General features: G+C 65.6%; 27 protein-coding genes and 2 pseudogenes. 10 read left to right on the forward strand and 19 right to left on the reverse strand.

What is annotated here, in order from left to right; translation table 11 throughout:
- Positions 1 to 4 precede the first annotated feature (4 nt).
- Positions 5 to 727 carry an aspartate/glutamate racemase family protein gene (locus TX88_RS18095; RefSeq protein WP_044518587.1) on the forward strand — a complete coding sequence of 241 codons (723 nt, stop codon included), beginning with the start codon at positions 5 to 7 and terminating at the stop codon, positions 725 to 727.
- Positions 728 to 784: 57 nt separating this feature from the next.
- On the opposite strand, the gene TX88_RS18100 is transcribed toward TX88_RS18095, so the two are convergent.
- The gene (locus TX88_RS18100) at positions 785 to 1,600 is read right to left on the reverse strand and encodes a bifunctional allantoicase/(S)-ureidoglycine aminohydrolase (protein ID WP_044518588.1); all 816 of its coding nucleotides are present in this window, start codon (positions 1,598 to 1,600) and stop codon (positions 785 to 787) included.
- Positions 1,597 to 2,874, reverse strand: coding sequence for a DUF6986 family protein (locus tag TX88_RS18105; protein ID WP_044518589.1), 1,278 nt, complete (start codon positions 2,872 to 2,874; stop codon positions 1,597 to 1,599). Before TX88_RS18105 ends, TX88_RS18100 begins: the two co-directional genes overlap by 4 nt.
- 177 nt (positions 2,875 to 3,051) lie before the next feature.
- Between TX88_RS18105 and TX88_RS18110 the strand changes: the two genes are divergently transcribed.
- A complete protein-coding gene (locus tag TX88_RS18110; protein WP_044518590.1) occupies positions 3,052 to 3,813 on the forward strand; it encodes an IclR family transcriptional regulator in 762 nt (253 codons plus the stop codon).
- Positions 3,814 to 3,894: 81 nt separating this feature from the next.
- Positions 3,895 to 5,052 (forward strand): serine hydrolase domain-containing protein, encoded by a 1,158-nt coding sequence (locus tag TX88_RS18115; RefSeq protein WP_044518591.1) that lies wholly within the window; start codon positions 3,895 to 3,897, stop codon positions 5,050 to 5,052.
- A gap of 76 nt (positions 5,053 to 5,128) precedes the next feature.
- On the opposite strand, the gene TX88_RS18120 is transcribed toward TX88_RS18115, so the two are convergent.
- Entirely contained in the window at positions 5,129 to 5,857 is a 729-nt protein-coding gene (locus TX88_RS18120) for a Type 1 glutamine amidotransferase-like domain-containing protein (protein ID WP_044518592.1), read from the reverse strand.
- Between the two features lie 137 nt (positions 5,858 to 5,994).
- Here TX88_RS18120 and TX88_RS18125 point away from each other — a divergent pair, with 137 nt between their 5' ends.
- Positions 5,995 to 6,804 carry an LLM class F420-dependent oxidoreductase gene (locus tag TX88_RS18125; protein ID WP_044518593.1) on the forward strand — a complete coding sequence of 270 codons (810 nt, stop codon included), beginning with the start codon at positions 5,995 to 5,997 and terminating at the stop codon, positions 6,802 to 6,804.
- Positions 6,805 to 6,879: 75 nt separating this feature from the next.
- On the opposite strand, the gene TX88_RS32845 is transcribed toward TX88_RS18125, so the two are convergent.
- Positions 6,880 to 7,359, reverse strand: a complete 480-nt coding sequence (locus tag TX88_RS32845; protein WP_168441588.1) for a GNAT family N-acetyltransferase — start codon at positions 7,357 to 7,359, stop codon at positions 6,880 to 6,882.
- 145 nt (positions 7,360 to 7,504) lie between these two features.
- On the opposite strand from TX88_RS32845, the gene TX88_RS18135 reads away from it, so the two are divergent.
- The 3 genes from TX88_RS18135 (at position 7,505) to TX88_RS18140 (ending at position 12,379) form a co-directional block, all read left to right on the forward strand.
- Positions 7,505 to 9,190 (forward strand): GMC family oxidoreductase, encoded by a 1,686-nt coding sequence (locus TX88_RS18135; protein WP_044518594.1) that lies wholly within the window; start codon positions 7,505 to 7,507, stop codon positions 9,188 to 9,190.
- A 95-nt stretch (positions 9,191 to 9,285) separates the two neighbouring features.
- Positions 9,286 to 9,672 (forward strand): hypothetical protein, encoded by a 387-nt coding sequence (locus tag TX88_RS33395; RefSeq protein WP_084622023.1) that lies wholly within the window; start codon positions 9,286 to 9,288, stop codon positions 9,670 to 9,672.
- 97 nt (positions 9,673 to 9,769) lie between these two features.
- Entirely contained in the window at positions 9,770 to 12,379 is a 2,610-nt protein-coding gene (locus TX88_RS18140; RefSeq protein ID WP_044518595.1) for an excinuclease ABC subunit UvrA, read from the forward strand.
- A 68-nt stretch (positions 12,380 to 12,447) separates the two neighbouring features.
- Here TX88_RS18140 and TX88_RS18145 read toward each other — a convergent pair whose 3' ends face one another.
- The 3 genes from TX88_RS18145 to TX88_RS33400 form a co-directional block, all read right to left on the reverse strand.
- The gene (locus TX88_RS18145; protein WP_110917967.1) at positions 12,448 to 13,176 is read right to left on the reverse strand and encodes a class I SAM-dependent methyltransferase; all 729 of its coding nucleotides are present in this window, start codon (positions 13,174 to 13,176) and stop codon (positions 12,448 to 12,450) included.
- A 129-nt stretch (positions 13,177 to 13,305) separates the two neighbouring features.
- Complete coding sequence (locus tag TX88_RS18150) at positions 13,306 to 13,911, reverse strand: LGFP repeat-containing protein (RefSeq protein WP_044518597.1); 606 nt, start codon at positions 13,909 to 13,911, stop codon at positions 13,306 to 13,308.
- A gap of 175 nt (positions 13,912 to 14,086) precedes the next feature.
- Positions 14,087 to 14,515, reverse strand: coding sequence for a cellulose-binding domain-containing protein (locus TX88_RS33400; RefSeq protein ID WP_084622024.1), 429 nt, complete (start codon positions 14,513 to 14,515; stop codon positions 14,087 to 14,089).
- 375 nt (positions 14,516 to 14,890) lie between these two features.
- On the opposite strand from TX88_RS33400, the gene TX88_RS18160 reads away from it, so the two are divergent.
- A complete protein-coding gene (locus TX88_RS18160) occupies positions 14,891 to 15,349 on the forward strand; it encodes a maleylpyruvate isomerase mycothiol-dependent enzyme family protein (RefSeq protein WP_162563161.1) in 459 nt (152 codons plus the stop codon).
- Positions 15,350 to 15,365: 16 nt separating this feature from the next.
- Here TX88_RS18160 and TX88_RS35645 read toward each other — a convergent pair whose 3' ends face one another.
- The 4 genes and pseudogenes from TX88_RS35645 to arr all read right to left on the reverse strand — a co-directional run bounded on the left by TX88_RS35645 (position 15,366) and on the right by arr (position 18,021).
- Positions 15,366 to 15,698, reverse strand: coding sequence for a DUF742 domain-containing protein (locus tag TX88_RS35645; RefSeq protein ID WP_322786865.1), 333 nt, complete (start codon positions 15,696 to 15,698; stop codon positions 15,366 to 15,368).
- A 123-nt stretch (positions 15,699 to 15,821) separates the two neighbouring features.
- Positions 15,822 to 16,352: pseudogene (locus TX88_RS35650) on the reverse strand (peroxiredoxin); the annotation flags it as partial.
- 147 nt (positions 16,353 to 16,499) lie between these two features.
- Positions 16,500 to 17,243, reverse strand: coding sequence for a hypothetical protein (locus TX88_RS18170; protein WP_244438449.1), 744 nt, complete (start codon positions 17,241 to 17,243; stop codon positions 16,500 to 16,502).
- Between the two features lie 364 nt (positions 17,244 to 17,607).
- Positions 17,608 to 18,021, reverse strand: coding sequence for an NAD(+)--rifampin ADP-ribosyltransferase (gene arr, locus TX88_RS18175; protein WP_044518600.1), 414 nt, complete (start codon positions 18,019 to 18,021; stop codon positions 17,608 to 17,610).
- Positions 18,022 to 18,149: 128 nt separating this feature from the next.
- On the opposite strand from arr, the gene TX88_RS18180 reads away from it, so the two are divergent.
- Together TX88_RS18180 and TX88_RS18185 are read left to right on the forward strand one after the other, a co-directional pair.
- On the forward strand, positions 18,150 to 18,551 hold the full coding sequence (locus TX88_RS18180) for a type II toxin-antitoxin system VapC family toxin (RefSeq protein WP_044518601.1): 402 nt from the start codon (positions 18,150 to 18,152) through the stop codon (positions 18,549 to 18,551).
- Positions 18,552 to 18,750: 199 nt separating this feature from the next.
- Positions 18,751 to 19,203 (forward strand): DUF1942 domain-containing protein, encoded by a 453-nt coding sequence (locus tag TX88_RS18185; protein WP_044518602.1) that lies wholly within the window; start codon positions 18,751 to 18,753, stop codon positions 19,201 to 19,203.
- 11 nt (positions 19,204 to 19,214) lie between these two features.
- Here the strand turns inward: TX88_RS18185 and TX88_RS18190 are convergent, their stop codons facing one another.
- The 8 genes and pseudogenes from TX88_RS18190 to TX88_RS18225 form a co-directional block, all read right to left on the reverse strand.
- A complete protein-coding gene (locus tag TX88_RS18190) occupies positions 19,215 to 20,597 on the reverse strand; it encodes an alpha/beta hydrolase (RefSeq protein ID WP_084621931.1) in 1,383 nt (460 codons plus the stop codon).
- A 129-nt stretch (positions 20,598 to 20,726) separates the two neighbouring features.
- Positions 20,727 to 21,284 carry a mycothiol transferase gene (locus TX88_RS18195; protein ID WP_044518604.1) on the reverse strand — a complete coding sequence of 186 codons (558 nt, stop codon included), beginning with the start codon at positions 21,282 to 21,284 and terminating at the stop codon, positions 20,727 to 20,729.
- Positions 21,285 to 21,332: 48 nt separating this feature from the next.
- Positions 21,333 to 22,001, reverse strand: a pseudogene (locus TX88_RS35655) (cupin domain-containing protein).
- Positions 22,002 to 22,087: 86 nt separating this feature from the next.
- Positions 22,088 to 22,885 (reverse strand): ABC transporter permease, encoded by a 798-nt coding sequence (locus tag TX88_RS18205; RefSeq protein WP_044518605.1) that lies wholly within the window; start codon positions 22,883 to 22,885, stop codon positions 22,088 to 22,090.
- Entirely contained in the window at positions 22,882 to 24,048 is a 1,167-nt protein-coding gene (locus tag TX88_RS18210; RefSeq protein WP_044518606.1) for an ABC transporter substrate-binding protein, read from the reverse strand. Before TX88_RS18210 ends, TX88_RS18205 begins: the two co-directional genes overlap by 4 nt.
- Positions 24,045 to 24,761, reverse strand: a complete 717-nt coding sequence (locus tag TX88_RS18215; RefSeq protein WP_044518607.1) for an ABC transporter ATP-binding protein — start codon at positions 24,759 to 24,761, stop codon at positions 24,045 to 24,047. Before TX88_RS18215 ends, TX88_RS18210 begins: the two co-directional genes overlap by 4 nt.
- Positions 24,737 to 25,759: an acyl-CoA dehydrogenase family protein gene (locus TX88_RS18220; RefSeq protein ID WP_044518608.1), complete on the reverse strand. Its 1,023-nt coding sequence runs from the start codon at positions 25,757 to 25,759 to the stop codon at positions 24,737 to 24,739. The genes TX88_RS18215 and TX88_RS18220 overlap by 25 nt, the downstream gene beginning before the upstream one ends.
- The gene (locus TX88_RS18225) at positions 25,756 to 26,286 is read right to left on the reverse strand and encodes a DUF4242 domain-containing protein (RefSeq protein ID WP_044518609.1); all 531 of its coding nucleotides are present in this window, start codon (positions 26,284 to 26,286) and stop codon (positions 25,756 to 25,758) included. Before TX88_RS18225 ends, TX88_RS18220 begins: the two co-directional genes overlap by 4 nt.
- Positions 26,287 to 26,293: the final 7 nt, after the last annotated feature.

Genomic DNA, 26,293 nt, shown 5'->3' on the forward strand with positions numbered 1-26,293 from the left:
CGTCATGAGAATCCTGGTAGCCAACGTCAACACGACCGTGTCGATGACCGACGCGATCGCCGAGTCGGCGCGCGGTGTCGCGTCGCCGGGTACCGAGATCGTCGGAATCACCCCGCGTTTCGGTGCGGACTCGTGTGAAGGAAACTTCGAGAGCTATCTCGCGGCCATCGCTGTCATGGATGCGGTCACGTCCTACCCCGAGCCGTTCGACGCGGTGATCCAGGCCGGCTACGGCGAGCACGGCCGGGAAGGCTTGCAGGAGTTGCTCGACGTCCCCGTTGTGGACATCACCGAGGCGGCCGCGTCGACGGCGATGTACCTCGGACACAAGTACTCGGTCGTCACCACGCTCGATCGCACCGTCCCGCTGATCGAAGACCGTCTCAAGCTCGCCGGCCTCGACGCACGATGCGCGTCGGTGCGGGCATCGGGCCTGGGTGTGCTCGAACTCGAATCCGATCCGGATCGGGCCGTCGAGGCGATCGTCCGCCAGGCGCGTGAGGCAGTCGAGAACGATCACGCCGAAGTGATCTGTCTCGGCTGCGGCGGCATGGCCGAACTCGAAGAGAAGGTGACGGCCGCGACGGGCGTCCCGATCGTCGACGGAGTCCGCTCGGCGGTGACCATCGCCGAAGGTCTGGTTCGGATGGGTCTGTCCACGTCGAAGGTGCGTACCTACGCGACTCCGCGCGAGAAGAAGGTCATCGGCTGGCCTTTTCAGTTGTAGGCCAACGAAATAGACGAGACCGGGCGCCTCTTCCGAGGCGCCCGGTCTCGTCGTATGTCAGAGCATGACCTGGCGGTTGACGTCCTTGTACAGCAGGTATCGGAAGTTGGACGGCCCGCCGGCGTAGCAGGCCTGCGGGCAGAAGGCGCGTAGCGACAGGAAGTCGCCTTCCTGAACCTCCACCCAGTCTCCGTTGAGGTGATAGACGGCCTTGCCCTCCAGCATCAGCAGGCCGTGTTCCATGACGTGGGTCTCGGCGAACGGAATGGTCGCGCCGGGTTCGAAGGTGACGATGTTGACGTGCATGTCGTACCCGAGGTCCTGCGGGTCGAGCATGCGTGTCGTGCGCCATTTGCCGTCGGTCCCCGGCATGGCTGAGGGTGCGATGTCCTGCTCGTTGCCGAACTTGACCGACACCGGGTGGCCTTCGATGGCCTCATAGCGTTTGCGGATCCAGACGAACGTCGCGTCGGCGTCGCCGTTGTTGTGGGCCGACCAGTCGGTGCCTGCCGGAAGGTAGGCGAAGCCGCCCTCGGTGAGTGTCTGCGACTGACCTGCCGCGTCGACCGTGAGCGCACCGGAGGTGACGAACAGGAAGCTCTGCACCTCGGGCTGCGGCTCGGGTCGCTGCGCCCCACCGCCCGGCTTGACCTCGACGATCGCCTGGTAATACGTCGTCGCACCACCGGCGACCGGCCGGTTGATGATCCATGCGCGCGTATCGGTCCACTCCGGGAACACCGAGGTGACGATGTCCGAGAGGACGCCGCGCGGGATCACCGTGTAGGCCTCGGTGACGATGGCACGGTCGGTCAGCAGATCGGTCTGCGGGGGCAGGCCGCCGCGGGGCGTGTAGTACGACGCAGTGGTCACTGGGTGCTCCTGGTTGTGCGGCCGAGCGCGATGTCGCGCACGGTGGACATGGAGAGATCGGTGGCAGTCTCGATCTCGTCGACGGTGAGCGCGCCGCACACGCTGCCACGATGGATCACGTTGGCCAGTGCGCGGGCGGTGGCCGGCTCGTCCATGACGGTCGAGTCGAGCCGGTGGACGTAGTTGCGCAGGCGCTTCGCGGCGGGCGCGAAGGCGCCGCGGTAGAACGCGTAGGTCGCCAGGTATCGGGTGACGAGTTGGGCGGGATGCATGTCCCAGCCCTGGTAGATGCCGCGTTCCAGGTGGCGCCGGACGAGGCGTGCGTGCAGCTTCCAGGCCATGGCGACGTTGTCGGGGTCGCCGACCGGCAGGATGTTGGTCGAGCCGTCGGACATGTGCACACCCGTGCCCGCCACGGCCAGCTGCATGACGTTCTTGGCGTGGTCTGCCGCCGGATGCTCCATCGACTGGTAGGCGGCGGCGATACCGAGGGACGCCGAGTAGTCGTAGGTCCCGTAGTGCAGCGAGCTGACGCGGCCCTGGCCGGCGTGGATGAACTGGGCAACGGGTGCGCGCCCATCGGCGCCGAGGATCGCTTGGGGCGTTTCGACCTGCACTTCGAAGCGGATGCGGCCGGCCGGCAGCCCGTTCGCACGCTCGAGGGCGCCCGCGACGACGACCATCGCCTCAACCTGGTCGACGGACGTCACCTTGGGGAGGGTGAGAGTCAGGCCGTCCGGGAGTCCGCCGGATTCGACGAGCCCGCTGACGAACATGTCGAGTGTGCGCAGTCCGCGTGCCCGGGTGCCGGGTTCGAAGCACTTGAAGCGGGTGCCGACGAACGGCGTCGAGGTGCCCGCGTCGAGCGCGATCCGCAGCGCGGCGATCGCCCGTGCGACATCGGCATCCTCCGTCGCATCGTCGAAGGTGCCGTAGCCGTCCTCGAAGTCGATGCGGAGGTCTTCGATCGGCTCGGTGGTCAGCTTGTTCTCGACGAGGGCTGCCAGCGTCTCGGGCGCACAGTCGGTTCCGCTGCTCGCACCGACGAGTGCAGCCACCGCGTCTAGCCCGCCCGCGTCCTTCGCGGCTGCGAGAGCGGTGGCGCCCCAGTCGGCGGGCATCGCCGCCGAGTACCGGTTACCCGGGACGTAAACGGTGTGGATCGGCTGCCGACGGCCGTCGTCACCGGGGTATCGGTCCACCAGTTGTGCGTCGGCGGCCTCCAGGCGGCGATCGACGTCGGCCAGCACCGCATCGTCGAGGCGTCGTGTCACAGGTGTCCCCTCCCCGGTCTGGAAGTTTCCGTGTAAACAGAATTCCACATTGTGGATTTTAGCGCGAGGGTTATCAGCGCATCATGCCCGGATCATGCGCGAACACTTTTTCCATATTGCGGAAAATATCTTGCACATGTTGAATGGAACGACAATCGTCGACCGGGAGCGAACTGTATGGCGGAGAAGTCGGGCGGCGTGCAGTCGGTGGAGCGCGCGTTCGAGTTGATGGAATTGATCGGACGCGCCGGAGGAGAGTGCTCGCTGACGGAGTTGTCGGCAGAGTCTCCGTTGCCGCCACCGACAATCCACCGTCTCCTGCGCACGTTGGTCGGAATCGGCTATGTGCGGCAACTGCCCAATCGTCGCTACGCGCTGGGGCCGAGATTGATACGGCTCGGTGAAGTTGCGAACCGCCAGCTGGGCGCCGTCGCCGCCCCGGTGCTGCAGTCGTTGGTCGACGAACTGTCGGAGACGGCAAGTCTTGCAGTGCTCGACGGTGACATGGTGATCTACACCGGACAGGTTCTGCCCCCGAAGCTGATGCGGACGGACAGTGAGGTCGGCAAGCGCGTCGGGCTGCACACAACCGGCGTGGGCAAGGCGGTCTTGGGCGAGTTGGATGATGCACGCATCCTGAAACTGGTGACGCAGTCTGGATTTCCCGCACCGACCGAGAACAGTGCCTCGACCCTTTCCGCGGTGTTCGCGAACGTCGAACGCGTGCGCGTCGACGGCTATGCGATCGACAACGAGGAGTTCGAGATCGGTGTTCGCTCCGTCGCGATGGCCGTGCCCGGCGCTCCGACGCCGATGGCAATCGGCATCTCCGGGCCCTCAGCTCATGTCACTGAGGAATTGATCGCTCGGGCCGTCCCCGCATTGAAGAACGCGACCGGCGTGATCTCGGAAGCCCTGATCGGGGCGAAGGAACGCTAAACCTTCACCCTGTGCAGATCCATGCTTTGCGGATCCGGGATCCGCACTCAACCAATACTAGAACGTGTTCTAATTCGGTGTATGTCCAGTCCGGCGGCGGGGCACGCTGACCCCGCGTTTGCGGAAGTGAAAGCCGTCTTCGAAGCAGGTTTGGCCAACGGCGACGACCTCGGTGCCGCGGTGGCGGTATTCGTCGACGGTCGTGCGGTGGTGGATCTGTGGGGAGGCATCGCCGACAGACGGACCGGACGTCCATGGACGCGCGACACCGCCTGTCCGACCTTTTCCTGCACCAAGGGTGTGACGGCGACCGCAGCCCTCATGGTCGCCCAGCAATGCGGCCACGACGCCGACGAACCGGTGAGCGCTTGGTGGCCGGAATTCGCACAGCACGACAAGCACGAGACCACGCTGAGTGACCTGATGGCCCACCGAGCCGGGTTGCCCGTCTTGGAGCGCCAGGTTTCGGTGGCCCAAGCCGCGGATCCCGCGGCGATGGCCGACCTGTTGGCGAGCCAAAGCCCGCTCTGGCGGCCCGGCACCGAACATGGTTATCACGCTTTGACTTTCGGATGGCTGGCCGGCGAATTCGTGCGCCGCCACACCGCCATGTCGGTCGGCGAGTTCACCCGGCGCAACCTGGGCGATGGGCTGCTCATCGGCGCTTCCGGTGAGGCGGTGCGCGAGGCCGCCCGGGTCAGTTCGCCACCGCCCGAGCAGCGGGTGTGGAGCGCCGAGAACGCGCCGCCGATACCGGACGACACAGTCGCCGAGATGGTGACCGCGATGTCCGATCCAGAATCGCTGTTCATCCGAGCATCGTCGAATCCCGTTGCTTCCTATAACGATCCAGAAGTACTGGCGGCCGGCTGGCCCGCGGCCGGCCTCGTGACCACCGCTCGTGATCTGGCCAAATTCTATGGCGACCTGATCAGCGGAACCCTGGTTGCCCCTGGTCCTCTGCGGGAAGCGATCACTGAACGTGTACGCGGCCGTGACCGGGTACTGCGCCTGGAAAGTGCATTTGGGCTCGGCTACATGCTGCCGTCGCAGAACTTCGTGGTGCCCGAACCTGCGCAACGGACCGTCTTCGGGCACCCGGGAGCCGGTGGTTCGGTGGGACTGGCCGATCTCGAACACAAGGTCGCCTTCGCCTTCGTGCCCAATCTGCGCCGCGACTGGCTGGCCGGCGATCGCCGTGCCTATCGGCTCATCGCCGCGGTGTACGACGCGCTGTGACACCGCGAAGCCACTGCTCCCCCGCCGTCAACACCGGCAATGCGTGCCAGTTGATCGGGCTGGTCGGATGTCAGCGCTACAACCGCCGAACATCGAGGGCGGTCTCTGTCACCTCGGCAGTGCCACGTCGTTCGACGAAATATGCTCCTGCTGTGTCGTTTTCGGCGACGGCTTCCACGTACTGAGTACCGCGGTAAACAAGGCCGGCGCCGTCATCGGAGGCAAACGCTGATGGGAGGACCCCGGTTCCAACCAGCTCGTGCAGCAGCGGCCGACGCTGATCCTCGGAGTCGTAGTGCACGCCGTTGGCGTAAGGCAGGAACCGCAGCCCGTTGGTGACAGGCCGTAGTTGCGGGCCGAACGAATCGGTGGTGCCGCCGACATGCCAGCAGATAGAGCCGGCGGAGACGCCCGTCAACACCACACCGGCCTGCCACGCCGCCCGCAGCGATTCATCCACGCCATGCAACCGCCACATCGCCAGCAGTCCCGCGACGCTGCCGCCGAACACCCACACCACATCCTGCTCCAGTAGATGCGCGGTGACATCGTCAACCGTGGGCATCGGGAACAACGCCACATGCGACGGGACGAAGCCACGGACCTGGGCCGCCTCGGTGAGGTAATGCAGCACCGCTTTGTCGTCACCCATCGCCGTCGCCAACAGGCACACCCGCGGAGGCCGTCCGGTGACGCCGGAAAGCTCGACCGCATAGTCGGTCATGGCCGTGAACTCGAACCGCGTGCGCTGTCCCGGACCTATCCCGCCGCTGGTTGCCAGAATGGTCGGCGCGTCCGCAGGCATAGCGTCGACGGTAAGCGCATTGGCCGCGGTTCGCTGGTATTGAGGGCGCTCTACCGACATCGCGTGCCGATCCGGAATAAACCCGGCACCAAGTGAACTTGGCTCAAGAGTCGCCCTTCCCCGTCTCAGGAGCACCCATGACTCGTCCCATCCGCGTCGCCGTGCAGATCCAGCCCGGTGGCACGCCCGACTACCGCACGTGGCGCGAGGCCGTCCTGGCCGCCGACGACCTCGGCGTCGACGTAATCTTCGGCTACGACCACTTCCACCGCCCGGCGATGGAGGCCATCGTCGACGGCAAGCCCGTCCTGAACGACGAGCAGCCCGACGTCTCCAACTTCGAGGGCTGGACCGCGCTCGCGTCGTGGGGTGAGATCACCTCACATGCCGAGATCGGGCTCCTCGTCACCGGCGTCGGCTACCGCAACGCGGACCTACTCGCTGACATGGCACGCACCGTCGACCACATCAGCGACGGCCGCCTCATCCTGGGCCTCGGCGCGGGGTGGTACGAAAAGGACTACACCACCTACGGTTACGACTTCGGCACCTTCGGCTCCCGCTTCGATCTGTTCGACGAGAGCCTGATCCGCATCGAGAACCGGCTCGCCGCGCTGATTCCGCCGCCCGTGCGCAAACTGCCGATCCTCATCGGCGGCACAGGGCCCAAGCGCTCGCTGCCCGCCGTTGCCCGGCATGCCGACATCTGGCATGCGTTCCAAGACCTCGACGCTTTCCGCAGGTCGAGTGACCTCGTCGACGAGCTGGCCGCAACCTTCGGCCGCAACGGTGCCGATATCGAGCGCTCCACGCTCTGGGAGAACGCCGATAGCGCCGATGCCTTCCGGGAGGCCGGCGTCACGCTGTTCCAAACCGAACTCACCTCCGACAACGGTTACGACCTCTCGTCTCTCAAGCAGGTGCTGACATGGCGGGACAACGGCTGACCGCAACCGAAGACTTGAGCGTTCGGCGTTAGCGGATTCTGTTGGCGCGGAACGGCTTGCGCAGGACTGCCGTGGTCACCGGAGATCTTTGATCATCGCCAGCCCGAGCGGGCCGTTTCCCGGGCCGACTTCACGAAATCCCTTGCGTTCGTAGAGGCGCTTGGCGGGATTGCGGACGTGAACGTTGGTGCACATCATGTCGACGTGTGGTGAAAGGTCCGCGAACAGCGCGTCCAGCAGCAAGCCGCCAACCCCACCGCCACGCCGTGCGGGTGCGACTCCAATGCAGAGTTCCGGCAGCGGCGCGCCATCGGCGCCGGAGCGCAGTGGCGGACTGCTGTAGTACGTCCACACCGCACCAATGGGCAACTCGCTCCGATCCTCGGCGATGATCGGTATGGCCCCCGGCGGCGGGAGCATCTCGAGCACTTCATCGTCGTCTGGGTCGGGAAGAGGCCGGTCCTCGATAATGCAGGCGTGGCGGGCCATCTCGACGACGAAGGCGTGGTCGTCGGCGGTGGCTGCGCGAAGCCGCACAGTGGACTGATCGGCCATCTGCAGATTGTGGCAGATGCTCATCGCGGCACGGGCATCGTTTTCGGCGGTTGCGGCAGGGGCCAGCACGGGAATGCGCACTTACCGGGCGGTCATCGGACAAACTAGGACACGCATCCGACGCCATGGAGGAACGATCCCGGAAATGACCCCCGTCGCCGAATTCGACTTCATCATTGTGGGAGCGGGCAGTGCGGGCTGCCTGCTCGCCAATCGGCTCAGTGCCAACCCAGCCCACCGTGTGCTCTTGATAGAAGCGGGCGGCAACGACAACTGGTTCTGGATCAAGGTGCCGGTGGGTTATCTGTACACAATCGCCAACCCGCGCACCGACTGGTGCTTCACGACCGAGGCCGATCCGGGTCTGGCCGGCCGCAGCATTCACTACGCGCGGGGCCGCGTGATCGGCGGCTGCTCGTCGATCAACGCCATGATCCACATGCGCGGACAGGCAAGCGACTATGACCTGTGGGCGCAGGCCACCGGTGACGACCGATGGCGTTGGGGTGGCCCGGACTCTCCAGGCGAAACACTGACGATCTACAAGGAGTTAGAGGACTACTTCGGCGGAGCCGACGATTGGCACGGCGCCGGTGGGGAGATCCGCGTCGAACGGCCGAGGGTGCGCTGGAAGATCTTGGATGCCTGGCAGGCCGCCGCTGCCCAGGTGGGCATCGCCGCGATCGAGGAATTCAATCGCGGCGACAACGCCGGCAGTGCGTACTTTCATGTCAACCAACGGCGCGGCCGGCGCTGGTCGATGGCCGATGCTTTCCTGCATCCGATCGCCCACCGACCCAATCTCACCGTCTACACCCAGACCCAGGCCTTGCGGCTGCTGATGGACGATCAGGTCCACGAAGACCAGCGTCGCGGTGCCTGGACCACGGCTCGGCACCGCGTCACCGGCCTGCGGCTGCTCAAAGACGGCCAAAACGTCGACGTCCGTGCCCGCCGCGAGGTGATCCTGAGCGCTGGATCGATTGGCTCGCCGCAACTCATGCAGGTCTCGGGTCTGGGCCCGGCCGAACTGCTCACCGAGCATCAGGTGCCGGTGGCCGTCGACCTGCCTGGGGTGGGTGAAAACCTCCAGGACCACCTGCAGCTGCGAACGGTCTACCGGATCAAGGGTGCTCCGACCGTGAACACCCTGTACCGGAATTGGATCACCCGTGGAGGCATGGGGCTTCAGTACCTGATGCTGCGATCGGGACCCATGACCATGCCACCCTCTACCCTGGGGGCCTTCGCCAAGAGCGATGCCGCGCTCTCCAGTCCCGATCTGGAGTGGCATGTGCAGCCCTTGTCGTTGCCCAAGTTCGGCGATCCACTGCACCCTTTCGCAGCGATCACTCCCTCGGTCTGCAATCTGCGCCCGAGCTCGCGTGGCCACGTGCGGATAGCCGATGCAGACCCGCTGACCCACCCGAAGATTCTCTGCAACTATCTGTCGACTGACGACGATCGTCAGACCGCCGTGACCGGACTCCGGATGACCCGGCAGATCATGGCGGCGCCGGCGCTGGCCCGCTACCAACCGCAAGAATTGCTTCCCGGCCCGCAACTGGTGAGCGACGAAGACCTGCAACAGGCGGCCGGCGAACTGGGTACGACCATTTTCCACCCGGTGGGCACCTGCACGATGGGATCCTTTGACGCACAGGGTATCCCGAAGTCAGCCGCCACGGTGCTCGACACCGACTGTCGCGTGTACCGTGTCGCCGGCCTTCGAGTGGTCGATGCTTCGGCGATGCCCACCATCACTTCCGGTAACACCAACGCGCCGGTCATGCTGATTGCAGAGCGCGCAGCGCGGGCGATCCTGGGATGAGTCGGCGAATTCTGAGAACTCCTCCAACTGGGCCTTCGCCATGGGTATGCGTTTTCCCTTGAAGGGTCTCCGGCTTTCCTGAAGTGTTGGAAAGCATGAATCGCAACGTGCTCATCCGCGTATTTGCCGCCCTACGGTTCACTACTGGTGTCGCCGCCTGGTTGGCTCCGAACACCACAGGTCGGCTCATCGGACTCAATTCCGGCCGCGATCAGCCCCTCACCACTCAACTTTTCGGCTCACGTGAGCTGACGTTGGCAGTCGCGATCACCGATACCGCTTCACCGCGATTACAGACGCGCGCGCTACAGCTAGGACTGCTCACCGATCTCCTGGACGTCATCGCCGCCGTGCGCGGGGTACGAGCCCGCACCTTGTCGGCCACTGGCGCCATCCTCACCGGAGGCGGAGCTGCGTTCTTCGCCGGATTAGGAGTCGCGGCACTCATAGGGCGAGCACAATCGGCCGTGAGTTCGGCCTAGCAAGGCGCAACGACTCCCCTGGCCGCCGCAGTCGCCTGGTCACTCAACCTGATGGGCAGTCGACGTGGAGGTGGTCAGAACAGGAAGGACGTGAGTAATGGGCTCGCACGACAGGGTTCGGGTTCGTGGCGCGCGGGAACACAATCTGCGGAACGTCGATGTGGATGTGCCGCGGGACGCCCTCGTCGCATTTACCGGTGTGTCGGGATCGGGCAAGTCCTCCCTGGCCTTCGGGACACTGTTCGCCGAATCCCAGCGTCGGTATTTGGAATCCGTTGCGCCATATGCCCGTCGCCTGATCGACCAGGTGGGCGTTCCGGATGTCGACTCGATCGAAGGCATGCCTCCCGCCGTCGCACTTCGACAGCAGCGCGGTGCGACCAGCACGCGGTCATCGGTCGGCAGCGTCACAACCCTGTCCAGCCTCATCCGCATGCTGTACTCACGGGCGGGCAATTATCCGGCGAACCAGCCGATGCTCTTCGCAGAAGACTTCTCCCCCAACACGCCTCAGGGCGCCTGTCCCAAGTGCCATGGCATGGGCCGCGTATACGAAGTGACCGAAGCACTGATGGTGCCGGACCCGACATTGACGATCCGTGAGCGTGCCATCGCCTCGTGGCCTCCCGCCTGGTACGGCCAGAACCTGCGGGACATCCTGGTTTCGCTCGGATACGACGTCGACACCCCATGGGAAAAGCTGCCGCACAAAGACCGCGAGTGGATCCTGTTCACCGAAGATCGCCCAACGGTGCCGGTCTACGCGGGCCTGACCCCGAAGGAAACCCGCCGCGCCATCAAGGACGACTGGGAACCCAGCTACCAGGGCACTTTCATCGGCGCGCGCCGATACGTTCTGGATACGTTCGCCACCACCAAGAGCGCCGGCGTCAAGAAACGCGTCTCGCAGTTCGTCGGAAGCGGCCCGTGCCCGGCGTGCCACGGAAAGCGCCTGAAACCCGAGGCGCTTTCGGTGACGTTCGAAGGTTTGGACATCGCCGCACTGTCCCGGCTCACGTTGGACCAACTCGCAGCGCTGTGCGGCACAGTGCTCAGCCCGCAATGGGCGCCGGCCACTTCCGGTGCGGTACTCGACAAAAAGGCGCGCAAGTCGGCCGTCGAGGCCCGGATGGCTGCGGGAGGGGCCGCGCATACCGCCGCACCGGATGTTCGGCAGACGCCCAACATGTCAGCCGAAAAGCGTGCCGCAGCACAACGATTGGTGGACGATCTGCAGGAGCGACTACTGCCGCTGATCAACCTGGGTCTGGGATACCTGTCCCTCGCCCGCAGCACGCCGACGCTCTCAGGCGGCGAGTTGCAGCGCGTCCGGCTCGCGACTCAGCTGTCCTCACAGTTGTTCGGCGTCGTGTACGTCCTGGATGAGCCGTCGGCCGGTCTGCATCCTCGCGACCGGGACGCGTTGCGCGACATTTTGCAGGGGCTGAAGCGCAGCGGGAACAGCGTCTTCGTGGTCGAGCACTCGCTCGATGTCATCGCCGCCGCGGACTGGCTGGTCGATATCGGACCGGGTGCCGGCGTTGATGGCGGTCAGATCCTCTACAGCGGGCCGCCAGCGGGCCTGGCGGACGTCACTGAATCCGTCACGCGCCGTTATCTCTTCAGTGCGGGTGCGCGGATCGATCCGCGCACACCACGGGACCGAAACCACTGGCTGGAACTCGCCGGTGTGCGGCGCAACAACCTGCACGAGATCTCCGTGTCGGTCCCCTTGCGCTGCCTCACCGCCGTGACCGGAGTGTCCGGATCGGGGAAGTCGAGCCTCGTCGCGCATGCGCTCGCCGAAATCGTCGGTGACCACCTGGGTCGCCCCGTCCGCTTCGACGACTCAGGTGACGACGACCTACTCGCCGAGGCCGCGCCTCCCGCCTCGGGTGAGGTCGTCGGCGACGCCCACGGCGTGCGCAGGGTCGTGTGCATCGACCAGAAACCGATCGGCCGCACCCCACGATCCAATGTCGCCACCTACACCGGGGTGTTCGACCATATCCGTAGGCGCTTTGCCGAGACCCCGCAGGCACAAAAGCGCGGGTACAAACCCGGGCGGTTCTCCTTCAACGTCGCCGGCGGGCGCTGCCCCACCTGCGAAGGCGAAGGGTGGGTGATGGTCGAGCTGCTGTTCCTGCCCAGCGTCTACAGCCCGTGCCCGGACTGCCACGGAACCCGCTACAACGCCGAGACTCTCGCCATCCGATGGCGTGGGCGCAACATCGCTGAAGTACTGGAACTCAGCACCTCAGCGGCCCGAGAGTTCTTCGACGGTGAGGCCGACATTCTTCGCGCCCTGGAGGCCCTCTGCGATGTCGGGCTCGGCTATCTCCAACTCGGGCAACCCGCCACGGAACTGTCCGGCGGCGAGGCACAGCGCGTCAAACTCGCCGGTGAACTGCAACGTGCTCACCGTGGCGACACCCTCTATCTGCTCGACGAACCGACTGCGGGACTACACCCCGCCGACACCGACCGGCTGCTCGCGCACTTGCACCGGCTCGTGGACGCCGGCAACACCGTGGTGGCCGCCGAACTGGACATGCGAGTGGTCGCACAGGCCGATTACGTCATCGACATGGGACCCGGCGCCGGGGCGGCAGGTGGCCGCATCGTCGCCACGGGCACCCCTGCGGAGATTGCCGAGTGCTCGGACAGTGCCACCGCCCCCTACTTGGCTGCTGAGTTCGCACACTGACCAAAGCCTTTGGCACAGATCGTGATCACTGTGGCAACCCACGAGTGTCCATCCGCTTGGCCACGGCGTTAGTCGGCGTGCAGGACGAAGAACAAGAAGCACAAGAACCGCATGCCGGTGCTCTCGTCAAATCCCTCGGGAAACAACTCGCGGGCGGCAGGAAGAGCCGGCGGTTCGCTGATGACACCAATTCGAAAGCCTGCCGTGGTGAAGGCGTCGGTCATCGCGTGCAGCGGCCGGTCCCAGAAACTCAGCTGTGCGGTCTGCCCGCCCATGGTCCACTCTTCGGTTCGGTTGCGGGTCTTGAAATAGTTCGTCTCCTCCCCTGCCATCCGCTGCGTGAGGAAGTTGGCGAAAGGATGCTCGACCGACGCGATGAGTCGGCCTCCGGGGGCCAGTACTCGTCGCATCTCAGTCAGCGTCGGCCCCCAATCTTTCAGGTAGTGCAGCGATAGCGACGCAACGATGTCGTCGAACGAGCGATCCGGAAACGGCAGGGAGTCAGCCAAATCGGCGACCCGTAGATCCGCGTCGGCGCCGAGGCGCCTGCGGGCCTGCTCAAGCATCTTGGCACTGATGTCGATGCCGGTCATGATGGCGCCGCGATCACGCAGCGCGGCGAACAGCGGACCCGAGCCGCATCCGGCGTCGAGGATCCGCCGGCCCGTCACATCCCCAGCGAGATCCAGCATCGCTGGTCGCTCGTAGTACGCGTTGAGTAGGCTGGTCTCGTTTTCGGCCGTGTAGCCCTCGGCGAAGTCGTCGTAGGCACTCGCCCCTTCCGGAACCGGAGTCATGCCAACCATTTTGGCACGCTGAACGACAGTTCCCCGGTCACGCCGAGGCGGGCCCACCCAACTACGGCCTCGAACTTCTCACCGGTGCAAGAGAACTCAGTCACGGCAAGGTCCATAGCAGACCGCTCATTACAGCCCGGACGGCACGACCTTGCCGTTGACGGTCACCTCGACCTGCGCGGTCTTCGTGTTGTACGAGACCTGGCCGTGCTCGAACGTCTCCACGAGCAGATCCCCGTCAGCGGTCTCGTCACTGGTGGGCGCGCCCAGCGGACCCACCGAGCCGTTGTCGCCGGTGACCGCAGGCACGCCGTCCGGGTTGCGCGGCACATTCCAGGCCTCCCGGATCTTGCCCCGGGTGATGTATGCAGGTGTGCCCGTCTCCTTGCTCTTGGCGGTGATCACACCGCCCTGAAACTGCTGGAACACCACGCCGCTCTCCCGTGCTCCCGCGTTGCGGTCACCCGTCAGGGGCTTTCCGAGAGCCTGCTTCTGCTCCTCGGTTGCCGACGAGTATTTGGCAGCGATCGGGCCGGTCAGCGTCACCTCGACGTCTCTGTCCCCGATGAGCTTCACTTCGGCAGGCGGAGCCGGGGCTACAGGCGTGGAAGTGGCGATCAACCCGACCTGAGGCGGCGCCGACGTCTCGACGCTTTGGCCATTGCTGCAGCCCACGGCGATAAATGCGACGGCCGACAGGCCGGCGAGTGCGGTGTTGCGTGCGATCGTCCTCATGCGGTTCCCCTCACGTCTTTCATGTGGTGTGGGTCAAGTTACGGCTGAACCCTCGCCCGGCCGGGACTATAACCGAACCTATTGAGTGGCGCAGGCGATCCATGGCCCGGTCGCCCCATGCGTGATGCAGTCGGCCGGCGCCTGAACGGTTCGAGCTTGGTCGCCCCAATCGCCGCTAGGTGCAGGGATATTGCCTGTTCAGCACACAATTCGACGGTGGCGAGTAGAAGCCGCTCAGCACGCCTCGCATACCGCCGGTAGCGGAACCGCCCGGCGCAATGATGCGATTCCAATTCGCGGGACCGATTACATAGTGGGTGCCGGATTGCGCGAACGTGCTGCTCCACGTGTGCGAGATGGATTCGCCCGCCGGCAAGTCGAATTCGAGCCGCCAATCCGTCATCGGCACCGAACTCGCATTGACGATGGTGAAGTGGGCGATGAAGCCGGTCTGCCACGTCGATGACACCGACAACCTCGCCGCGGCCGCGGCCGCTTGAGCTACCGGAGTGACCGCGAGTCCGGAGGCGGTAACTATCGATGCCGCCATCGTGATGTGAAGCGCTGTGCTCCAGCGCTTCACATATTTGCCCAGTCCGGCCACAGCCGCCAACACTAAGGCCAAGCAATCGCTATCGGCCCGCGCATCGCAGGTGCGCTACGGGACCTTTGCTCAACTGAGACCATCGCGAAATTTTTGCCACGAACGACGCACTCGGGGTTTGCCGAGGGCCGAATCGACGGAAAGCTCCTTTCCCCTTCGCCTCGGCGGTAACACTGATGGACGTGACGATCGCCGAGGACGTCAAGGCCGAACGAGCGGCATTCGCGGAATCCCTTCTCAACGTGGGCCCGTCGGCTCCCACCGGGTGTGGTGAGTGGACCGCACTGGAGCTCGCGGCCCACCTGGTGGGTGAGGAGCGCAATGGTGGCGTGACGACCTTCATCGCTCGAACCCTGGTGGCACAACGGTGTTTCGGTGCCGGCCCCACCGGTGTTGGTCGACACCGCCCTGCGGTTGGAGCGCCGCCACGGGTTTACCGCACTGGTCAACCGGCTGCGGCGGCCCGTGCCGCGGCTGCTGCTGCGGCCCCTGGTGGCGCCACTGACCCTGTTCGAGTACTGGACGCATCACGACGATCTGATCCGGTCCAACAACGGAGTGCACACGGTGCCTGCGGCCCTGGTCGAAGTGATTCCCCTCGTACTGCGCTATCAGCTCAAGAAGCTGCCCGGCGGTGTCCGGGTGACGGTCGGCACCCGCGACAACCGCTACCAATGGTCGGTCGGGCCGAACTCGGGGCCAGAGGTTGCTCTCGCCGGCGCTCCCCCGGACTTGGTGCGGTGGCTGTCAGGGCGTTCGGCGACAGGCGAAATCACCATGACCGGAGCCGATATCCCCGTGCAGGCAGTCCGCGCGTTCATGGGCCAGGTATGACGGCCTCAAGTCCAGGTCAGAGGGCCCGCAGGCCACGCAGGGTCCTCTCGATCAGTTCACGTCGTTCGTCGATTGGGGTCGATTCACCAAGGGAGGCGTGCACCCTCAAGTGACCCTGTGTCACCAAGTCGTCGACCAGGAATCGCGTCGCACCGAGCGGCAAGGACAGACGCGCGGCGATCTCTGCGACCGTGCTACCGCGCGCGCACCACGTCAGGATCTGGCCCCGCACATCATCTTTCGGCCACCGCGGCGACTTCCCTGTGCCGTTGAGCGCTTCCACCGGAGCCTCGAGTGCCAGTTCGACACCAGAGTCGATCCGGCCTGCCATCGGTGTGTTCGGCGGCATCAGGGCCGGCTCGTCCACGCTGGGCGATCCCCTGAACCAGTCGTCGGTCGGTTCGCCCTCCCCCTCCGACGGTTGAGGCGCGCCGGCGCGCTTCTCCCGGACATCTGGTGAACGAGGCCGCACCTTTCGTTTCTCCAAGAACCGCAGGGCGTGTTCGGCGTGTACCGATGCGCGCAGCTCGCTGGAGACGACCTTGAGAATGGTGCGGTCGGTGTCGATGACGAAGGTGGCTCGTCTGACCGGCAGCAGCCGGGCCAGCAGGCCACGGCGCCGAGCGTGCCGGCCACGCCGGGCCTCCCCACCCACCGCGACGGATCCACGCAACTTGGCGAACCTGCCTCGGCGCATCCCGAACAGCTCGGTCACAACGCCGTCCGGATCCGAGAGCAGCGGATAGTCGAACGAGCGCTGTTGGGCGAAGTGGGCCTGTTTGTCGACGGTGTCCAGGCTGATGCCCACCCGTTGGGCGCCGACCTGGGCGAACTCGTTGCTCAGGTCCCGAAAATGACAGGCCTGGGCTGTACAGATCGGTGAGGACGCCAGTGGGTAGAAGAACAGCACAACGGGCCCGCCGGAAAGGAGCGCGGACAGTGACCGAGGCCGACCGGTGTGGTCACACAGAGTGAAATCAGGCGCCCTCTCGCCCGCAATCATCGGCAAAGACTAACGCGGGGAGCTCTGCGTGACACGTGACTCGGAGAATTCCTCTGCCGAGTCCGCAGGAGTATGCGTGCGGACTGCTCATTCCTGCTGGGCGAAAGGGCAATTGACGCGAGTGATGACGCCGGCAGCGTCCGGTCGTCAGGTGACCGGCTGCAGGGTGGCGCCGGCGGCCTGGCTGTACAGGTCTGCAGCCGCGGTCATCGCGGCCTTGATGGTGTTGTAGTACTGCGTTCCGACCCCGCCGTGGTACTTGAGCAGTTGCGGGTTCTGCGCGAGCGTGGCCGCCAGCACGGTATCGCCGGTGATGCCGAACTTCTTGTACGCCTCGTTGAACCGGGCGATGAACCGGGCAATCGATTTGTTGGGGTCTTGGCGGTCGGCGACGGTACCGAAACTGGCTTTCTCCTGGAACAAGCCGATGACCTCGTCAGCCGCGGTCCCCCGGCCGCCATAAGCCTGCACACCGCCGGATGCGGTCGGGCGGAAGCTGGACTCGATTTTCGCAGTGGCGATGATGGTCTTGATCTGGTCGTCGCTCAGCCTGGCCGCCCGGCCCTGACTCAGGATGGCCTTGACGATATCCTGCGCGTTGGAGTCCTTGGTGACGACCACCGGGGCAGGAGGAGGAACGACGGCGACGGCCGGCGTGGGGGCGACGGCGCCCACCGGGCGCTCCTCAGCTGCAACAGCCGCATGCCGGTGCATCGGTGGAGAAACGAGCGTGGCACCGCCGAGGCCAGTCGCTACGAGAAAAGCACTGACGATCTTCTTGACGTGCTTCTGTTCTCTGAACGGACCTGTTGGTCTGTCGAATTTCGGCATGCTTTTGCTCTCTTCTGTGGGGGATTTGAACTTGTGGGTCCGTATGTCGGACACGGACACCCCCCCTCCAACCCGTCTCTGTGCACCGAAAACAGGGTCGGACTGCGTACTGGTCACTACGCGCCGATAAGCGACGATCCGACCGGGTACGCACCAGAAAAAGTTTGCCGATTGCGATTATTGCTGCGGCGACGCAAGAGTCGGCCGCGGCCAACACATCACACCCGCCGCAAAGATTCCCCCATTTGCGGCGATGTGGTGCACGTCACTCTGCCTGGTACTACTGCAGTGCGATAGTTAGCCACGGACTGTATTGGAACACTCGGGATATTGCAAAACCCCAGTACGACACCGACGACAAGCGTCGTGTGCACGCATGATCGACGACCGTCGCCCCGTTTGCCGATAACGGCCGGTGGTGTCGTCAGTTGATGATCTCGCCTCGTTCGTCGGCGCGGATCGAGGTGAGCCGGTCTCGCCACATCTGTAGCGAATCCGGCGTCAACCGCGTCCAATCGGTCACTTCACGCACCACACGAAGCGGTGCTTCGCTCCGGAACGACCGCGTGGGGTTGCCCGGAAACTTCTTGTCTGTGACGTTCGGATCATTCTCGAACGGCCCGGTGGGAACGACCTCGTAGACGTGCGGCGTCGCACCGTCCAGCGCCGCGACCTCGGCCGCCAAGCCGGCCCCGTCGCGCAATGCAGTGAAGTAGATGTGGTTCATGACAACCTCGGGCCGGTAGTTCGAGTTGAACCCGGCGGTCAGGTACTCCCCGGGCCGCAGCTCCGCCTTCGTACCGTGAAAGAACGGTCCCTCGTCGAGCACTTCACCCACGAGCCGATCTTACGGTCCGCAGGGGCGCAACCGACGCGCGTGGCGATCCGGCCCGAAAGTGGCTGCGCTGTCGGCGAATCGACGACAATCTCGTGGCGGAACAACGGAGGTCATGGGACAGTTCCGACATGACAATCTTCGTCATCGATGCGCGGGTGGCCATCGACCTCGCCACCGCCGAGGCGAGTATTCCACCGGAGCACAGCCTGGCGGCTCCCACGCTGTTGCGCTCGCAAGCGCTTGCCCTCGTGTACGAATCGGTGCACCGCGGCGAGATCGACGAACGGGCCGGCCGGAAGATTCTCGACGATGTCCGCGGGCTGCGGATCCGCCTTCTCGGCGACCGATCACTGCAGGACCACGCATGGCGGATAGCAGCAAAACTGAACTGGCAGGACACCTACCAGGCCGAGTACATCGCACTTACCCAACTTCAAGCGGACGCCTTGGCCACCGCGGACACGAAACTCGCTGCGGCAGCCCGCATATTCGTCGAAACCGTGTCACCGGACGACATCCTGCGACCGTAACCCCACAGGTTGCGGTGCTTCGCCTTCGCTGCGACGACGTCGACCTCCTTCCGAAGTGAAAGTTGCTGGGAGGCTTTGCCATGGTGGGCCGCGCTTGTGGAGCGCGATGAGGTTTGGGATCGGAGAGGATGGCTAACCCGTCAGTGAGACAGAAGGTAGTCATTCCTGGGCAACAGGACCATGACGAAGGGAGCTTGACGTGTTCTCGCAGATCACATTGAAAACAGCGGCAGCTGCAGCCGGAATCGCGGCGGCCGGAACCTTGGCTGCTCCACCGGCCTTCGCCGACCCGGAATCTGTGCAGTTCGGCCAGACGGCAGAGGTCCCCAGCGGCGGTGGGGCCATCGACTACACCGTGAGTAACTTGCAGCCCAGCGGACACAACGACGGCGTGTGGTACTCCGACGTCACGGCGCGAGCTGTGAGCGGCTCCCCCACGCCCAACATTGCCGATTTCAACGCCCGGGCTGTCAACAGTTCGACCTACGCAAATATGAAGGGAAACCAGACTGACGGCCTGCCCAACCAGCCGATCGCGCCGGGGATGCAAACAACGGGGCGCGTCTACTTCGACGTACGGGGCGGCACGGCGCCCGACAGCGTTGTGTATCGGGACGCCGGAGGTACCGACAAGGTGGTCTGGACAGACTGACCGGTCTTCACCTAAGCACCAGGTACGTGCACGCGTTGGGCCAGCCATGGCAGCGCATTGGCGAACGCCGTAGCCGCGAATTGCCATGTGTGGTAACCGGGATACACCCGCAACGAGCAGGAGATGTCGACGGCCACCGCCGCCGCACAGAGATCGGGTAACGCGCCCTTCTCGCGGAACTCATCGGCATCGTCGTGCCCGCCGAAACCGACGGGCGCACGATGTTGATCGGGACGGTTCGGCAGATTCTTCGTCTTGTCGTCGGCTGGCTCCTGCGAGTCGTCGAAAAACCCTGCCACTCCGACGTACGGCCCATGCCTGGCCATGACGGTTCGCGGGTCGAATGTCGCCCACGCATTGGCATCGCCGCCATAGAGGCGGCTGATCGTCTGCTCTTTGGTTCCCGAATTCGGCCCCCGGTCACCTCCTATGTCATCGAACGTCCGGAACATATCGGGGTGCATCACCGTCAGGTCGATCGCACAGGTGCCGCCCATCGACCATCCGACCACGCCCCAGTCCGCAGCGTCCGATGAGGTGGCGAAGCGCGAGATGACGTAGGGACGAACGTCCATCGTCAGGTGGTCGGCAGCCTTGCCGCGCGGGCCGTTGACGCACTCGGTGTCGTTGTTGAAGCTGCCGCTGGAGTCGACGAAGACGAAAACCGGCGCGGCTCCCCTGTGTGCTCTGGCGAAGCTGTCGATCACCCCGATCGCATTTCCCGTACGCATCCAGTTCGTCGGATTGCTGAACTCTCCGGCGATCATCATGACAACCGGCAGCGACGGCGGGGTTGGACCGCTGAACCAAGCCGGTGGCAGGTAGACATACTCACGGCGGTGTCTGAATCCGCTTGCGTCGGAGGGAATGTCAACCGGCACCACCTTGCCGGTGTCGGGCCGGGTGCCGCGCATGCCGACAAGTGCGGCCGCATCAGTCTCATCCGGCAACGGCCCTGACGTGACATCTCCCCACGCACGCTGCACTGTCGGGTAGTAACCGACCCAGCCGTTGAGTACGAGCAGCGTGCAGATCAACGTCAACGGGATCGCCGATACGGAAAGAGCCCGCCGCCACCATCGGGCGCTGCGAAACCCCCCGAACGCCACCGCCACTGAGCCGGCGAACAATGCCGTCCACACCCACAGCGTGATGGGTGCCGGATCGGAGGCCAGCCCTTGTGAGTTCATGTAGGCACGCGCCGCGAGCGCGACGACGACACCAGCGGCCACGCAGATGGGTATCCAGAGCATCCGCCAACGCCGCGTCCGCCACCCGATCGCGGCGACCAGCACGACAATCGTCGCGATCTCGACGCTCAGCGGCAGCCAGCCACCGAGCAGCGAGATCCCATGCCCGAATCGGTTGAAATCGGGATCCGGTATCGGAGGCATCGGTGTGGGAACTGGCGGCTCGATGGTCCCCGGACCGTTTGGCGGCACGCCGTCAGTATGCGAGCGCCGGCTGGGAGAAACCTGGCCGCCCCGGGACACAGATCTGGACGGCTGCGCGACCCCCGGCGACTAACCCGGCTGCCAACCATCGGGCGGATCTTCGCCCACCAGACCGTCCACACTCTCGCGGATCAAATCCGCATGGCCGGTGTGCCGCCCGTATTCCTCGATCATGTCGCAGACGCTGCGCCTCAGGCTGGCTCGCCGACCATCGGGCCATTCCAATTCCACGAGTTGACCCAAACCATCTGCGGCAAGCGCTGTTTGGAGCCGGGCTCTGGATCGCGCCACGGTGTCATCCCACAACGCGTAGATCTGCTCCGGGGTGTCGTCGGCGGCCGAACTGAAGTCCCAATCTGGATCGGCATCCCAGTCCGCGGTATCCCATGGTGAACCGATGGGCGAGCCGTCGAGCACCGGGCCGAAGCGCTCCGCCTCGGCCCGCGCAAGATGCTTGGTCAACCCACCGAGGGTCAGCGAGGACGCGCCAATTCGCGCCTGCAATCCCGCCGAATCCAGGCCGCCCACCTTCCATCGGAAGGTGACACGCAGCCGCTCCAGCGCACCGATGAGGTGCTCTGCCTCAGTGCCCGCCAGCGGCGGCTCCCACGGACGATCATCGACCATCGCCCCACCATATCGACCCGAGTGGGCGGTGTTCAGCCGTGAGGGCCGTTACGGCGACCGCAGGATGACGACGGCGTTGTCAATCTTCTTGAACGAACTGAATGTCTCTGCCGGAACGCCGAATACCGCGGACAACACCCGCGGTGGAAGCCTGCTGAGGGACTCCCCTATCCCGATGTTGTCCTTGTCTTCGGGCGCGCTGGTGTTCTGGATGATGATGATGCTCATGTCGTCGGGGCCGCGGTTCTCGAAGTAGTGAAATGAACCCTGGGGCGCGAAAACGATGTCATTGACGTGTTGGTCGAAGGCCTCGTAGTTGCCGTTCCCGTCGATGACGATCCAGGTCGCCACTCAACTGGTGACGATGTTGAGCTCCCACGCGCTGGGATGCCAGTGCGGCTCGCGGATACCACCGGGCTGCAACGTGAGCAGCAGGAGGCTGGCCTCCTGACCTTTGAGGATCGGAAAGTTGTCCTCGTTGGCCTGTTGGAACCAGCCCCCGTCATGTGTGCTCTTGGGCGAAGCGCCGAGATGGAACAGGTGTGATTGCGAGGTGATCGTCTCGGCGGGTAGGCGGGGATCACCAAAGCGCGCAGCGTCATCGGACATTGGGGTTTCCTTGTCAGGGCCATCGCCGGCGCCGGCCGAGATGATCAGGCGGTCAACGCCCACACCGGTTGCGGCCGCGGCGCCTGCCAGGCCCGCTCCGCCCAAGATTTTGCGACGATTAACCGTCACGCTGGGAGATTACCGTCGACGCTGACGGGCCGGGAGCGAGTTCGCCGAACTAGCACGCAAGCGGCTCAGGTGCGACGCGCCGGGCTCAGCAACCAGCGTGCCGCGGTGTCGAGCACGAACCCCAACAAGCCGATGACGACGATGACCGCCACGACCTGGTCGTAGGCCAACTGATCGCGGGCATTGAGAATCTGATAGCCGAGGCCCGAGCGCACCCCGAGCATCTCGGCGGGCACGAGCACGATCCACGCGACACCGAGCGCCAACCGGATGCCGGTCTGCACGTGGGTGCGGATCGCGGGCAGGATCACCGCGATCAACAACTCCCGCCGCGTGGCGTGGAATGAGCGCGCCACGTTGAGCAGTCCCGGATCGACGGAGCGAACACCGGCCGCTGTGTTCAGCAGCACCGGCCAGACCGCGGCGACGGCGATGAGGAAGATCACCGGCTGATTGCCGATACCGAACAGTGCCAGCGCAATCGGTGTCCAGGACAGCGGCGAGATCATGCGCAGAAAGGCGATGATCGGCCCGCCGGCGCGCTCGGCGACGCCGGACAATCCGACCAACAGGCCCAGCGGTATCCCGATGACGGCCGCGACGGCCAACCCGATCACCAACCGCCACAGGCTGACACCGAGATCGCTCAGCAGCACGCCGCGGTCGATGAGACCCGCCAGGGCCGGCACCACCCGCTGCGGCGCGGTCTGGCGCAGCAACGACTCCGGCCCGCTGAGCACCGATGTCGCCAGCCACCACAGCGCGATGGTGACCAGAATGGCGACGGCCGGTGGTGTGAAGCGTCTCCCCCAGCGCGAAATGCCCTCGGATGCAGAGACTTTGTCAGCACTGACGATGGTCATAACGGTTGCACCTGTTCGGTTCGGGTGAGGTCGGCGGTCAGCCCGAACGCACTGGGCCCGCCATGAGAGGTCAGAGAACGGCGGACGAACCGATCCTCGACCAGTTCGGTGTGCACCGAGGCCGGGTCGAGCCGGTCCAGGAACCGGCGGTCGCCGTCGACAACGGTGTCGTGCATCGCCTCGGCGAGGCGACGGGTGAAGCTCGCGTACGGAAAGGGCTGGAAACCCAGACGTTGCGGCTGCCAGTCCGGATGCGCGGGCGGATAGGGCGGTTTCGGGTAGGTCAGCGCCAGCGTGATCGCCGGCGTGGGCTGCGGCAGATACTTGCCACCCGTCAGCGCGGCTGCCGCGCCGGCCCGGTCGGCATCGATCCGCAGCTGCGCACCCACCACCGCATCGGCCACGGCCTGCACGGCCCAGGGCCGCGAGGCGATGACGTCGTCGCGCGTGACCAGCGCGCAGCAGGCGTGGTCGCGCCAGACATCGCCGAGGAAGGTGTGGATGTGGCCGATCTTCTTGATCTGCGCCACCGCATTGAACGGGTCGGCCACCACGTACCCGCCCAGCGTGCCGTTCGCCAGGGCGGGCACCATGTCCGACGGGCTCATCACGACAAGTTCGACGGTCCGATCTGCGCGGGAAGCGCTGCGCCGCACCACCGGTCGCAGGCCATGCGCCCGGAGCAGTTCCTGAAGCACGATGTTGTGGATCGACCACCAGAACGGGATGGCCACCTGAGTTCCGGCCAGGTCGCTCAGATCGCGGATGTGCGGTGCCACCGTCAGCGCCGAACCGTTGGTGTGGTTCCAGCCCAACACGCGAACCCCGGCGCCCAGCGTGTAGCGCAGCTGGACGGCCATCGGCATCAGCAGGTGCACGATGTCGACCTGGCGCGTGATGAAGGCTTCGGCCAGCGCCGCCCAACTGCGGAACAGCACAGGCCGAGCCGAGCTCACCACCCCGGCCGGGTACAACCCGGCGCTGTGGGCGATCAGGAGCGGTGCGGCATCGGTGATGGGCAGATAGCCGACCCGCAGAGCGCCCTCGGCACCCGGCGGACCGCTGACCGCGCTGTGCGCCAGCCCGCCGATGCCGAAGAGACCTCCGGCCGCGGTCAATCCGGCCGCTCCGGTCAGCAGGGAGCGCCGGGTCAAGCGCGTCACCGAACCTCCACCGTGGTATCGGTGCGGTACTGGTCGAGAATCTCGCTGCGGGTGGGGGTTCCGTCGCTGCCGACCGTCCAGTCTGCGCGAACGCGTCCCCCGTCGAGCAGCACGATGCGCTGTGCCAGCGAAAGGGCCTCGTCCACATCGTGGGTGACGAGCACAACGGTGATGTCGAGTTCGCGGGCCAGCTCGCCCAGCCACCCGACCAGATCCGTCCGGGTGGCCGGGTCCAGCGCGCTGAACGGCTCGTCGAGAAGCAGCAGCTGTGGCCGGGTGGCGACCGCCCGCAAGATCGCGACCCGCTGAGCCTGCCCGCCGGACAACTCATCGGGATAACGCGCGGCGAGGTGATCCAGCCCGAACCTGGTGATGAGCTTCGCGGCGTCGCCGGCGTCGAACCCGCTCCGTTGCGCCGCGAACCGACGAGCGAAGGCCACATTCCCGGCGACGGTCAACCACGGCATGAGCAGGGGCTGCTGGAAGACCACCCCGGTGCGCGGCCGGGTACCGTCCCCTGACCAGGTGAGGGTGCCGGCGCTCAGGGCGTCCAGTCCGGCGCAGATCCGCAGCAGGGTGGATTTCCCGCTGCCGCTCGGGCCCAGTACGGCGAGGAATTCACTCGTGCGGATCTGCAGGTCGATATCGGCCAGTGCCGGTGTCTCGCCGAAGTATCTGGCGCCGTTGGTTATTCGTAGCGCGTGAGTTCCCACCGCAGTTGTCCTTCCGAGGGTGATTGCACGGGCAGGAAGGCGGTCTCGCGGAACCGCCGGTTGGTGGCGCTGCCCAGGGTGTAACCGGCGCCGCCGGTCAGTGCGAGCTCCAAGCGGGTGACGTCGACGGCCAGGCCCGCCGCGTCCAGTCGCAGCCGGATCAGCTGGGCGACCGTCGCGCCATCCGGGTCGGCGGCCCAGCGGTACAGCCGTGATCGGACGTCGGTGGCACGGGTGACCGCATCGTCGAGTTCGGCGCCGAATCGGGCCAGCGGGCCCGTATGTGCCTGGGTGGCCGCGGCGAGCGCCGCGCGAGTCACGCCGGCGCAGAATGCGGTCTGCAACAACAGGAATGCGGGGCGGATTCCGGCGACGAACGCGTCCAGATTCGGGGCCACCACCTGGTGCGGCGAAACCCGAACACGATCGAGCTGCAGTGAGGTGGAGGCCGTGGCCCCGAGCGCCGTCAGCGATGGTGCAGGGTTGGCGGTCACACCGTCGGCACCGGCGTCCACCGTGACGACCAGGGTCCGCTCACCGACACGGACCGGCAGGACGATCAGCGCCTCGGGAAACACGTTGGAGGCCCAACGAATCGGGCCACTGATCACCAGATCGGCACCATCGGCTGCGCCGGTGACCGGGACCTGGTCGAGGCCGGCCACCTGTTTGAGACCAGCCGCCATCGCGGTGACGCCGATTCGTTCCGCTGCGGCGAGGGCGCCGATCTGCTTGCCGAATTCGCCTTCCGGCGAGGCGTGCAGATACCGAATGGTCATGTGGTGCGCCCAGGTGGAGAAGCCGACGGCCAAGCTGTGCACCGACACCTCGTCGACGACGCGGACGATGTCGCGCAGCTCGAGGTCGAGCAGACCGGCCCGGCCGAGGTCGGCCAGATCGATGCGGACGTCGGTGCGTTGTTCGTCGAGATCAGACGCCCGGGCCGCCACGGAGTGCGCCACCCGGTCGAGTGCGGACGCTGCGAGCGTGGCCGTCACAGGAGCGGTCCGTCTAATCCGTGCAGACGGTCGATCGGGGTGCTCACCGCATCGCGGGCCCGGCGCACCGCGGCCTCATCCGGCGCGTCGTAGAAACACAGGCATTTGTCCATGTCCTCGCGGACGTAGGTGCGCAGGAACTGGACTTCGGGCACATCGGCGTACTTGGGAGCATTGGCCTTCTTGCGGGCCAGGTAGGACTCCATGTCCAGGTCGGCAGGCAGATCCCACTCGACCAGATAGCCGGCCTGCGGCCGGGCCGCCTTCAGCGCCGACAGATCGGCACCGACCAGCCGGACCTGATGCGGACCCGCGACCGCGGCGACGGCCAGCTGTGCGGCGTCCAGCGTGGCCGCGTCGGTGGCGAACTCGGCAATGGCGAACACCCGCCGGCGCTGCGCGGTCACCTGGGACTCGATCAATTCCCCGCCAGCGCGGGCGATCTCGGCATCGAGCGTCTTGAGCAGCTGCCCCACCGCGGCGTCATCGGTGGCATCAGGGGTGAGTTCGTAGAGATACAGAGTCACGGTGAAA

This window comes from Mycolicibacterium septicum DSM 44393, from assembly GCF_000455325.1.
GTDB classification, from domain to species: domain Bacteria; phylum Actinomycetota; class Actinomycetes; order Mycobacteriales; family Mycobacteriaceae; genus Mycobacterium; species Mycobacterium septicum.